This is a genomic window from Streptococcus huangxiaojuni (assembly GCF_040930515.1).
GTDB classification, from domain to species: domain Bacteria; phylum Bacillota; class Bacilli; order Lactobacillales; family Streptococcaceae; genus Streptococcus; species Streptococcus huangxiaojuni.
Window position 1 is genome coordinate 75,753 of sequence record NZ_JBFQEG010000006.1, and the last position, 10,423, is coordinate 86,175.

General features: G+C 42.4%; 12 protein-coding genes and 1 pseudogene. 11 read left to right on the top strand and 2 right to left on the bottom strand.

Translation table 11 applies throughout. The features are described 5' to 3' along the window. Positions 1 to 132 precede the first annotated feature (132 nt). Positions 133 to 573, bottom strand: a complete 441-nt coding sequence (locus AB3329_RS05560) for a MarR family winged helix-turn-helix transcriptional regulator (RefSeq protein WP_368394733.1) — start codon at positions 571 to 573, stop codon at positions 133 to 135. Between the two features lie 123 nt (positions 574 to 696). Here AB3329_RS05560 and AB3329_RS05565 point away from each other — a divergent pair, with 123 nt between their 5' ends. From AB3329_RS05565 to AB3329_RS05585, 5 genes and pseudogenes are all read left to right on the top strand, one after another. Then, complete coding sequence (locus AB3329_RS05565; protein ID WP_368394735.1) at positions 697 to 1,164, top strand: ferritin-like domain-containing protein; 468 nt, start codon at positions 697 to 699, stop codon at positions 1,162 to 1,164. A 391-nt stretch (positions 1,165 to 1,555) separates the two neighbouring features. Beyond that, positions 1,556 to 1,990 carry a peptide-methionine (R)-S-oxide reductase MsrB gene (gene msrB / locus AB3329_RS05570; protein ID WP_368394736.1) on the top strand — a complete coding sequence of 145 codons (435 nt, stop codon included), beginning with the start codon at positions 1,556 to 1,558 and terminating at the stop codon, positions 1,988 to 1,990. A gap of 133 nt (positions 1,991 to 2,123) precedes the next feature. Continuing rightward, a complete protein-coding gene (locus AB3329_RS05575; RefSeq protein ID WP_368394738.1) occupies positions 2,124 to 3,473 on the top strand; it encodes a dihydrolipoyl dehydrogenase family protein in 1,350 nt (449 codons plus the stop codon). A gap of 19 nt (positions 3,474 to 3,492) precedes the next feature. Beyond that, positions 3,493 to 3,984: pseudogene (msrA, locus tag AB3329_RS05580) on the top strand (peptide-methionine (S)-S-oxide reductase MsrA); the annotation flags it as partial. A 269-nt stretch (positions 3,985 to 4,253) separates the two neighbouring features. After that, on the top strand, positions 4,254 to 5,987 hold the full coding sequence (locus tag AB3329_RS05585; RefSeq protein ID WP_368394739.1) for a putative glycosyltransferase family protein: 1,734 nt from the start codon (positions 4,254 to 4,256) through the stop codon (positions 5,985 to 5,987). 78 nt (positions 5,988 to 6,065) lie between these two features. On the opposite strand, the gene AB3329_RS05590 is transcribed toward AB3329_RS05585, so the two are convergent. Next, positions 6,066 to 6,818: a MurR/RpiR family transcriptional regulator gene (locus AB3329_RS05590; RefSeq protein ID WP_368394740.1), complete on the bottom strand. Its 753-nt coding sequence runs from the start codon at positions 6,816 to 6,818 to the stop codon at positions 6,066 to 6,068. A gap of 181 nt (positions 6,819 to 6,999) precedes the next feature. Between AB3329_RS05590 and AB3329_RS05595 the strand changes: the two genes are divergently transcribed. The 6 genes from AB3329_RS05595 to AB3329_RS05620 all read left to right on the top strand — a co-directional run. Continuing rightward, the gene (locus tag AB3329_RS05595; protein WP_368394741.1) at positions 7,000 to 7,626 is read left to right on the top strand and encodes a hypothetical protein; all 627 of its coding nucleotides are present in this window, start codon (positions 7,000 to 7,002) and stop codon (positions 7,624 to 7,626) included. Next, entirely contained in the window at positions 7,610 to 7,828 is a 219-nt protein-coding gene (locus AB3329_RS05600) for a hypothetical protein (RefSeq protein ID WP_368394742.1), read from the top strand. Before AB3329_RS05595 ends, AB3329_RS05600 begins: the two co-directional genes overlap by 17 nt. A gap of 93 nt (positions 7,829 to 7,921) precedes the next feature. Continuing rightward, positions 7,922 to 8,533 (top strand): hypothetical protein, encoded by a 612-nt coding sequence (locus tag AB3329_RS05605; protein WP_368394743.1) that lies wholly within the window; start codon positions 7,922 to 7,924, stop codon positions 8,531 to 8,533. 1 nt (position 8,534) lies between these two features. Beyond that, complete coding sequence (locus tag AB3329_RS05610; RefSeq protein WP_368394744.1) at positions 8,535 to 8,756, top strand: hypothetical protein; 222 nt, start codon at positions 8,535 to 8,537, stop codon at positions 8,754 to 8,756. Between the two features lie 93 nt (positions 8,757 to 8,849). Then, complete coding sequence (locus AB3329_RS05615) at positions 8,850 to 9,476, top strand: hypothetical protein (protein ID WP_368394746.1); 627 nt, start codon at positions 8,850 to 8,852, stop codon at positions 9,474 to 9,476. Next, positions 9,460 to 10,423: hypothetical protein (locus AB3329_RS05620; RefSeq protein ID WP_368394747.1), on the top strand; the 964-nt coding region annotated here is incomplete at its 3' end. The genes AB3329_RS05615 and AB3329_RS05620, both read left to right, overlap by 17 nt.

Here is a 10,423-nt window from a genome sequence, read left to right on the forward strand (position 1 = left end):
ATTATTTTATTGTAACACTTCCTGTTTTTTTGCATAGGATAGATTAGTTATAACGACATATAAGAAAAAGTTATGGTATCATTGTGATAATAAAAAAGAGTGACTATGAAATAAAGAATCAAGCTGCAAGAATCAGTTTTGTTCTTTTAATGCTTCAGCCAAGTCCTGTTGATCCTTAATCATGTCCCGGAGTTTATCAGCTGAAAAAAAAGTCACTTCGCTTAAACATCTGTTAAGCACCTTTTCAACTTCCTCCTGCAGTTTTTCGCCGCGGTCAGTCAATTGTACAATCAGCTGGCGCTGGTCTTTTTCAGGGCGGAGCCGCATCAGCAGCCCCTTATCCTCTAAGCGTCTAAGTAAAGGAGTCAGTGTATTGCTGGCTAAGTTAAGTTTTTGTCCTAGTGCCTGCAAAGACTGGCCGTCTTTTTCCCAAAGAGCTAAAAGAACCAAGTACTGCGTATAAGTCAGTCCAAAAGGACTGAGGCTTTTTTTGTAAAACTGATTAAGCAGGCGATTGCTGTTATAAATAGCAAAGCAAAGCTGGTCAGTTAGATGCGGATGCTGTGATGACATAATAACCATTTCCTTCGTGTACGATTGAAAATATCATAACATAAATTAAAATATTTGACAAGTTTATTAGAAAGCAGTAGACTAATATTAATCTATTTAATCGTGTGCGATTAAAAGAAAGGGATGGTTACAATGCAGGAAAATCACACTATCGTTCATGTTTTACAAAATCTTGGCAACGCTATGCTGGTACAGGCTGACAGGCACCAGCTTGTCGCTTTGCAGTTTGCAGCACAGGGTTTTTCAAAACTCGGCCGGAAATATCAGGAACATGCTGAGGAAGAACGTGGCTTTGCCCAGCAAATGTTTAATCGTGTTCTGGATTTAGGCGGCCAGCTCTTTTTGACTGAGCAAGAGGCGGCAGACCTGCCGGAAACACCTTTGGAATGGCTGAAAGAAGAGCTGGAGATTTCGCGGTCGGGTCTAAAAGAAATTCTTCCGATCGTGCAGGCAGCGGCTGATGATATTACCACTTATGATACCCTTAAAGACTATTATAAAGATGAAGAAGAGGATCTGTACTGGACAGAGCAGCAACTGGATTTGATTGAAGCTATAGGCTATCAAAATTGGCTGACCAGGCAGATTTAAGCTGAGAGAAAAGAGATGCAGCCCTGCTCAAGGTCAGTGAGTGATGGGACTGGCCAGCTTGAGATGACGGCCGTTCCCTGCCTGCCTCCTGAGCGTCGGTGGGCTTTATAACTTGTTGGAACTGAACACGGCCTAAGAGCTGTGCAGTGAAATCATCCAGTGGATGATTTCAGCCCGAACCTAGAAACGGGAGAGTGAGGGGCTGGAAATTTGTGTCGTTACTTAGTTACCATCAGCCGTAGACGTCTGAAGGCTTTATCGTCCTAGCGGCCGACCGCAGCCTTCTAGTCGTCCTGGCAGAGGTGCGCCGACGAAATCGAAGATTTCTGGCTTACCGTCATTTTTGCTTTGCTCTTTTAACGGCCTTTGTATCTTGTTGAAGGAGAGTGTTATGGTAGAATCAAAAGAGGATTTGCGTGAGCGGATAGGTGATTTAGCCTATGAAGTGACGCAGAACGCAGCTACTGAGCGTGCTTTTACCGGAGAATATGATGATTTTTACGATAAAGGCATTTATGTTGATATTGTCAGCGGAGAACCCCTGTTTTCATCGCAGGATAAATACGATGCGGGCTGTGGCTGGCCTTCATTTACTAAACCGATTGATAAGCAAAGGGTGACTAACCATCAGGATAATTCTTATGGGATGCGCCGGATTGAAGTCCGCAGCCAGGAGGCTAAATCGCATCTAGGCCATGTCTTTGCTGACGGGCCTTCGGCAGCAGGCGGCCTGCGCTATTGCATCAACTCAGCTGCTTTGCGGTTTATCCCTTATGATAAATTAGCAGAAGAAGGCTATGCAGACTATAGCAAATTATTTGATTAACAGCAGCAGTTCTGAGTTTCTGAGGCTCTTAGCTGAGTCAAAATGGCTGTTTGTGATAATGGGCTGACCGATTGACTCGCTGCTGAGCAGTGTCAGTCAGCTGAAAACCAGAATACAAGATGGAGGGTATTTAATGTCTTACGATTATGATGTTGCCTTTATTGGGTCGGGACATGCCAACTGGCATGCTGCGGTTACCTTGGCCCAGGCCGGAAAAAAGGTTGCTATTATTGAGAAGGATATAACGGCAGGAACCTGTACAAACTATGGCTGCAATGCTAAGTTTTTGCTGGACAGTCCTTTTGAATTCTTAGACGGTCTTGACCGCTATGAACGAGCAGGAATTGGCACAAAGGGAACGATTCGATGGGAAGAACTCATAGCTTTTAAAAAGAGGGAGATTCCAACTTATGCTCCGTTTATGGAGGGGATGTTTGCTCAAATGAACATTGAACTTCTCAAAGGCTATGGAAAACTGCGGGATGAACATACAGTAGCCGTTGATGATAAAGCGATTACTGCAGATTATATCGTTCTGGGGACCGGACAGCGTCCGGCCCGTCTCAATATTGAAGGCAAGGACCTGCTTCATGACAGCCGGGAATTCCTTGAACTTGACAGCCTGCCAAACCGTATCACTTTTATCGGTGCAGGAATTATTTCAATGGAATTCGCTACGATGGCCGTTAAACTGGGATCTGAAGTTCATATTGTCGAGTTTGCCGATAAAGCTCTGGCTGCTTATCCGGGAAATGATGTCAGAACGGTTGTCGACAAACTAAGAGCAGAAGGCGTTCAGTTCCACTTTGGCCAGGCTGTTGAAAAAGTGGAAGCTCTGGAAGCCGGCCTTTGTCTGACTACGGCTCAGGGCCTGGCTATCGAAACCGATTATGTATTAGATGCTACAGGACGAATTTCCAATGTTGAAAACCTTGGTTTGGAAGATTTAGGCATTGAATATAACCATTCAGGTATTGTGGTTAATGATTATCTGCAGACTGCTGTGCCTCATATCTTTGCCAGCGGCGATGTGATTGATAAAACGATTCCCCGTCTGACGCCGACAGCAAGCTTTGAGTCGGATTATATTGCCGACTTTATCTTGGGTGTCAATGAAAAGCCTATTAGCTACCCAGTTGTGCCAAATCTGGTCTTTACTTTTCCCCGTATTGCTCAAGTCGGCGTGACAGTAGCAGAGGCCAAGGCAGATACCGATAACTACAAAATTGTTGATGTGCCTTTTGGCCAGCAGGCCAAATTCCAAACCAAGCTGGAAGATGAAGCGCATTTTACTTTAATTGTCAATAAAGATAAAGAACTGGCGGGAGCCAGCCTTCTTAGCAATGAAGCCGGTGAGATGATTAATCTTATCACCTTAATTATCAATCAAAAACTTAAGGCCGCTGATCTCAGTCAAATGATTTTTGCCTTTCCTGGGACAAGCAATGCTTTGATTAATGCGGTTAAGACAGCCTTATCGTAACTGGAAAGGACACTAAAATATGAAAGAAATTTATCTGGCAGGCGGCTGCTTCTGGGGCGTTGAAGCTTATTTTGCTCAAATCGAAGGTGTTTTACAAACACGGGTCGGTTATGCTAACGGGCAGTCAGATGTGACATCTTACGACCTTATAGCACATACTGACCATGCTGAAACCGTTTATATACAGTATAACCCTGAAATTGTTAGCCTAAGAGAAATTCTGCTCTATTACTTCCGCGTCATCGATCCCTTTGCTGTTAACCATCAGGGCAATGACTACGGTCGTCAGTACCGCACCGGTATCTATTATACCGATGGAGCTGACCGAGCTGTAGCCGATAAACTCATGCAGCAGGTCAGTCAAGAAAACGGTGGGCGTGCTCTGGCCGTTGAGCTGGAGCCCTTAAAACACTTTATTGATGCTGAAGATTACCATCAGGACTATCTCAAAAAAAATCCAAACGGTTATTGCCATATCGATCAGAGTCTGGCTAAGGTTCCGGTTGTGGATCCTTATGCCAATCACTAACAGATTAGGCCGATAAAATAAGGAGTGGGAGAGCTTATCTGTCAGCCTGATTCGAAAATTAAAGAGTGAGGGACAATTGATTTCTTTAAGAAATGCAGTTTCCCTCACTCTTTTTTTATAGTGTTTTCCTTTTATTTGAGTTTTTTAGAAAAAAATTATACCATAAAAAAGAGTCTCTGCCAATAACAGAAAAAGGAAGACCGGCTGATTTCTTTTTATGAGAGACAATATGCAATAAAGGAATAACATACATGTTAAGAAAGACCTGCTCTCGGGCGCTGGCCAAGGAATATCTGCTGCCTCTTGTTTTGATAGTTCTCAGTTCTTTTTTGCTGGTTTTACCGCAAATACTGACTAGAGGCGTCATAACAGGAAGTGATTTTCTTTTTCACTACAACCGCTTCTATGAAACGGCTCAGCAAATTAAGACCGGAAACTTTAGCTATTTTATCTCTCTTTATGGTTTTCATGAGTCAGCCAGAATTATCAATGCTTTATACGGTCCCTATTTTGCTTATGTTCAGGGCTTTATTCTTTTATTGTGTAAAAACTGGTACACTTACCAGATTGTGTCACGCTTCTTGTTAAGCTCAATTGCCGGTTTATCCATATACCGCCTGATTAGAAGGGCTGCCGTTCGTCCTTCTCTGGCTTTTTTGACGGCTCTTTTTTATATGACAACTTTTTCTGTCCAATATTGGACTTTCAGACAGGGTTTTTCCAGCTGGGGAGCTGCTTTTATGCCCTGGTGTCTGATTCCTGCTCTTGATTTTATTAAAGAGGAGAAGGTGGATGTTTTAAGGCTGGCTGTTTCTGTCGCTTTATTGCTGCAGGTTCATGTATTGAGCGCCTTCTTATTAGTTGTTGCCTATCTTCCGATTTACGGCTGCGGTTTTATTATGTCGAAAAAGAAGTGGCCGATTTTAAAAAAAGGGCTGGCTGCAGCTTTGCTCGGTTTGCTTCTCTCTGCCAATATCTGGGCTGGTTTTTTGGAAGTCGGCAGTACCAACAGTCTGGTGGAGCCTTTTATTAATTCCAAGCTCTATATTATGACAGTCAATCAGCGCAGTCTATACTGGCTGACATCACCCTTGCCCTTATTGTTGATTTTGCTTTACCAACTCTATTTTTCCTTTAGGCACTGGCGGCATTACGACCGAGTTCTTAAATTGATTAGCTTTAGTTTTTTTGCTTTTTTCATTTTATCCAGCAGTATTTTTCCTTGGTACAAGGTGAGTAAGCTCAATCTTTCTTTGGTTAATCTCATTCAGTTTCCTTTTCGTTTTTTTGTACCGGCGACTATTTTTCTTTTGCTGGCTTTTGCCATGATGCTTGACCGCTACTTCTTTAACAAACGGCCTAAATTGGTTCTTGCTTTAGTCAGTGCCTGTCTGGTTTGGGGCTTGGCGCAAAATTCGGTCAGTACACTGAAAAAGATTGTCAACTACCATACCTCAGAAACGCCTGTTCTTAACCAGAAACATCAGTTCGTATACGGTAATGCTGAGGATGTGAAACGCAGCTTTTATCTGACAGATTTAAAGGATTTGCTGATGCGGGCAATCAAATCGACTCCGGACTATTTGCCCACAGATAAAACGAATAAGGAAAACAAATACCTGCTGTATGAGCGCTATATCTTTGAAAACAGCAGATTCTTTACAGCCAGCCAGCATGAGAATAAACTGATACTAAAATGGACGGCTGACAACACTGATAGCATCAGCCTGCCAATTATTAAATACGGTCACACCCGTTTGGTGCTTAATGGAAAAGAGTTGTCTGCTGACGATTATCGTCTGACAGCTATTGGAACACCTGAAATTCGGCAGCAAAAAGGAGTTAACAGTTTGCAGATCAGCTATCAGGCGGCTTGGTGGTTTAAGTGGGTTCTTATCATTAATCTCAGTTCCTGGCTGCTGATCAGCCTTTGGCCGCTTTACCGTTTTTTAAGACAAAGATTATTAGACCGAAAACAGCCGTAAAAAAAGCAGTAAAAACGCCTCTTTAAGAGTGCGTTTTTACTGCTTTTTTGCTGTATTCTTTTCCGGAAACTCTGCTGTCTACCCCATTTCTTCGCGTATGAGGTTAAGAAGAATCTCTACAAAAATCATAGGGAGTGACTGGGTATCAACAATAGACTGCTTATTAAAAAGATTGCCGGGCAGTAGAATGGTGGTTGTAAACAGTTTGGCTACGGGAGCCGTTGCATTTAAGGTAATCAGATAGGACTGCTTGGGCATATTGTTTTGCAGAGCGGACAGAGCCTGCCTGAAATTTCCGCTGCCGCCGCTGACCGAAAAGAGAATTAAGCTGTCTTCTTCGTTGATAATATTAGTCAAGTGGGCACCGCTGTTTAGGTCACCGGCAAAATGGCTGGTGATTCCTAAATCCTGCAGTCCCATATGCAAGTACTTAGCAGGCAGGGAGGAATAATAGACTCCAAAAATATGCAGACGCTGCTGCCTTAAAATCGTCGCTATCAGCGCGTGAATGGCCTCCCGATTCAGATTACGGAACTGCTTTGTCAGCTGGCTGTAGTTATCAGTCATTTGGTCCAAAATATCAACAGACGGTCTTTGATGGTGATGATGCAGGAAACGAATGGCATCATAACGGAAGTCCTTAAAACCTTTGTAACCGAGAGTCTGACAAAATCTCAAAACAGCAGCAGTAGACGTTTGAGAAAGTTCAGCAATTTTAGTGATGGTAAAAGTCTCCAGACTTTCAAGATTGGCAAGAACATAGTGGTAGACTTTCAGCTCGGACTTGGCATAATCCGCTTCATGCTGTTTGATATTTTCAAGAAAATCCATACATACCTCCTGTCAGTATTTTATAGGGAAAGGAGCAAAATGTCAAAAAAGAGGAAAATTTTTTAAAAGATAAAAAGCAATCTTTTATCAGTTAAACTGTTTGCCTTTTATTTATTCTATGCTATACTGATAAAAATTAAAACGAATGAACAGTACTGTCTCAAAAGAGAAGGAGCAGGCTATGGCTAAAAAGAAAGGTTTAAGCAGACCGGCAAAGATTTTCTGGGGACTGTTGGCTGTGGTTCTCATCGCCATCACAGGAATTTGGGGGTATAATCGCTATATGCAAAAGAAAAAGGTTGAACAGCTTTACCAGCACGGCTTTCGGCTGCTGGAAGAACAAATCGCCACTTACATCAAAGAGAACTATTCCGGTGTCAGTAAAATCGAATTCTCACCGATTTATATAGACGGGGATGACCGTTTTACGGTTAGGACGGCTTATACAGTTCCTATCATTTACGATAAAGAAGGGAATAAGGCACAGTTTGGCGGGAAAATAGACCATTTTGGGCATCCCCGATATGGACTTCTCAATTATCTGCGGATAGACTGGGATATTTATGGGACAGAGATGATAGAGCTGGCTAACCAGTCCGGAGATTATGTCGAAGTGACTTACGGAGACAGCCTGCCGGAGGATACGAAATGGACAGATAATGAAGATATTGACAGCAATATCGAAGCCTTAGTAGATATAGGAAAGTTGAAAAGGATTGAAAAATCAGCTCAGGGCAGTCCGTCGGCTGAAGTCCGCTATAATGTGACATTTAAGAAGGGGATACTTAAATATGACATTGACAGATAAAAAGATACAAAATTTACAAACTGTTATTAAGGAAAATGTCTCACTCAAAGAGGGAACAACATTTAGAATCCCTAAAACCAATGAGTATTACCAAGTGGTTAACAGTATAGATGAGACAACTCAGGCTTTAGCTGTAGCTCCGGTTTATTCAGATGGTCAAGTAGACTACAGCCAAACGGCTGTCGTTGTGGCGGGGACATAAAAATGCTGGCAAAGGTCACTTGCTTTTTAGGTATCACTATGCTATACTAACAACAATTAAAACGAATTATCCACAGGGAACAAGGAGCAGGCTATGGCTGAAAAGAAAAAATTAAGCAGACCGGCAAAGATTTTCTGGGGACTGCTGGCTGTGGTTCTCATCTCTATCACAGGAATTTGGGGGTATAATCGCTATATGGAACAAAAGAAGATTGATAATTTATATAAGCATGGTTTTAAACTTTTAGAGGAACAAACAGCACTCTATATAAAAGAAAATTATTCCGGAATTAGTAAAATTGAATTTTCTCCTATTTTCATTGATGGAGATGGAAAATTTACAATGTTAACAGCAGAGACAGAACCTTTTATTTATGATAATAAAGGAAATAAGGCAATGTTAGGGGGGAAGATAGAAAATACAGCTTATGAAAGTTATGGACTGCTGAATGGTATTACTGCTTTAGACTATGATATCAATGGTAAAGAAATTATTTATTTAAAAGATTATGATGCCAACCTGGAAATAGATGTGTCAGGTTATAATACTCTACCTGATAAGGCTAAATTGTCATCAAGCAAAAAGATAGATAGCAATATGGAGGCATTAGTTACAGATGGTCAACTTGAAGAAGTGAAAAAAAGTACTTTAGGTAGTCCAAATGCCGAAATTAAGTATAATTTAGAAATTAAGAAGGAGCGGTAAAATGGCATTAACTGATGAACAAATTCAAAGCCTTCAAAATGATTTAAAGAAAAATTTAGAAAAGAAAAAACTTTCTGAAGGTGAAAGATTTAGTAGCGAAGGGCAGCCCTATGTAGTGGTACATAGTGTCAACGATACTACTCAGGCTTTAGCTGTAGCTCCGGTTTATTCAGATGGTCAAGTAGACTACAGCCAAACGGCTATTGTTGTGGCAGGGACATAAAAATAATGACAAAGGTCACTTGCTTTTTTGAAACTGCTATGCTATACTGATAAAAATTAAAACGAATCATCTGCAGAGAATAAGGAGCAGGCTATGGCTAAAAAGAAAGGTTTAAGCAGACCGGCAAAGATTTTCTGGGGACTGTTGGCTGTGGTTCTCATCGCCATCACAGGAATTTGGGGGTATAATCGCTATATGGAAAAGAAAAAGGTTGACCAGCTTTATCAGCACGGCTTTCGGCTGCTGGAGGAACAGATTGCCACTTATATTAAGGAGAACTATTCCGGTGTCAGTAAAATCGAGTTCTCACCGATTTATAGAGATGGAGACGGACGCTTTACTATGCTAACGGCTGAAGTGGTACCAATTCTATACGATGAGCATGGAAATAAAGCACAGTTTGGTAATGAAATTGATAATTTTATTCATCCCAGTTATGGACTTCTCAATTATTTGTGGTTAGACAGGGATATTTACGGGACAGAGATGATAGAGCTGGCTAACCAGTCTGGAGATTATGTCGAAGTGACTTACGGAGACAGCCTGCCGGAGGATACGAAATGGACAGATAATGAAGATATTGACAGCAATATTGAAGCCCTAGTAAATATAGGAAAGCTGAAAGGGATTGAAAAATCGGCTCAGGGCAGTCCGTCGGCTGAAGTTCGCTACAATGTGACATTTAAGGAAGGGGTTCTCAAATATGGCGTTGACAGATAAAAAAATGCAAGGTTTACAAGGTGCTGTTAAGACGTATGCTTCAGCAGAGGAAGGTAAAGTATTCAAAGTTCCTAAAACCAATGATTATTACCAAGTGGTTAACAGCATAGATGAGACGACCCAGGCTTTGGCTGTTGTTCCGGTGGACAATAGTAAGGGCGATAATCCGGACTACAGCCAAACGGCTATCGTTGTGGCAGGGACCCAGCCCGGTCTTAATGAATCGACCAAAAATGCTGTCGAGGCCAGCGGAGTTTTCGGCCTGACCGACGGGCAGCTGACCGCTCAGACCGAAGCAATCGACCAGTTTTATCAGGAGACGGTGAAAAAGCTGGAAGTGCATAAGGGCACAGTCTCCAACATGTCCGGTTTCAGCCAGTCCGGTCCTGGTGTGGCTAAAGTCGGCGCCAAATACCAAGTGCCAAAGATTACCAACTTCACAGACTGGGCGGCAGCCCAAGCGGTAAAGAGCGGTGCTTTTTCTAACAGTGAGCTGGCTTATCTGAAAGACCATGCGACAGTTTATTCGGATTCCGGAAAAGATTTGACCTACCTTGATGGCGGCAAAGGTGAGATTCCTTATGGGAAGGTAGTGGTTGTTGAGGGGACACAGGGCCTCAACGATCCCATCGGCGACCACAATCCAAAGTTCTTCCACATAAAAGGAGATGAGCTGGACATTGGCTACTATGTGAAGAAGGGACAGTTTGCTTCCGGCATGACCAAGGAGCAGGTGATAAAGGTGGCCAGAATGAAAGCTAAGAAGGCTAAGGGTCTGGATATCACAAATCCCGACACTTGGTTTGACAGCACCGATTACCGCACTTATCTGCTGGAATATATCAAGACCTACGGCGACTTTGCGGTTGAACCGACCAAAGCCGAGCTTCTGAGTTCTTATAAGAAGACAGTCAAGGACCTGAGAAGTCAGCTGAAAACAGCGACAG

What these genes read in the sequence shown, in the direction of transcription:
- AB3329_RS05595 (WP_368394741.1), top strand. Translation starts at nt 7,000, where the DNA reads ATGGCTAAAAAGAAAGGTTTAAGCAGACCGGCAAAGATTTTCTGGGGA.
- AB3329_RS05615 (WP_368394746.1), top strand. Translation starts at nt 8,850, where the DNA reads ATGGCTAAAAAGAAAGGTTTAAGCAGACCGGCAAAGATTTTCTGGGGA.
- AB3329_RS05605 (WP_368394743.1), top strand. Translation starts at nt 7,922, where the DNA reads ATGGCTGAAAAGAAAAAATTAAGCAGACCGGCAAAGATTTTCTGGGGA.
- AB3329_RS05590 (WP_368394740.1), bottom strand. Translation starts at nt 6,818, where the DNA reads ATGGATTTTCTTGAAAATATCAAACAGCATGAAGCGGATTATGCCAAG.
- AB3329_RS05585 (WP_368394739.1), top strand. Translation starts at nt 4,254, where the DNA reads ATGTTAAGAAAGACCTGCTCTCGGGCGCTGGCCAAGGAATATCTGCTG.
- AB3329_RS05575 (WP_368394738.1), top strand. Translation starts at nt 2,124, where the DNA reads ATGTCTTACGATTATGATGTTGCCTTTATTGGGTCGGGACATGCCAAC.
- AB3329_RS05565 (WP_368394735.1), top strand. Translation starts at nt 697, where the DNA reads ATGGTTACAATGCAGGAAAATCACACTATCGTTCATGTTTTACAAAAT.
- msrB (WP_368394736.1), top strand. Translation starts at nt 1,556, where the DNA reads ATGGTAGAATCAAAAGAGGATTTGCGTGAGCGGATAGGTGATTTAGCC.
- AB3329_RS05560 (WP_368394733.1), bottom strand. Translation starts at nt 573, where the DNA reads ATGTCATCACAGCATCCGCATCTAACTGACCAGCTTTGCTTTGCTATT.
- AB3329_RS05610 (WP_368394744.1), top strand. Translation starts at nt 8,535, where the DNA reads ATGGCATTAACTGATGAACAAATTCAAAGCCTTCAAAATGATTTAAAG.
- AB3329_RS05600 (WP_368394742.1), top strand. Translation starts at nt 7,610, where the DNA reads ATGACATTGACAGATAAAAAGATACAAAATTTACAAACTGTTATTAAG.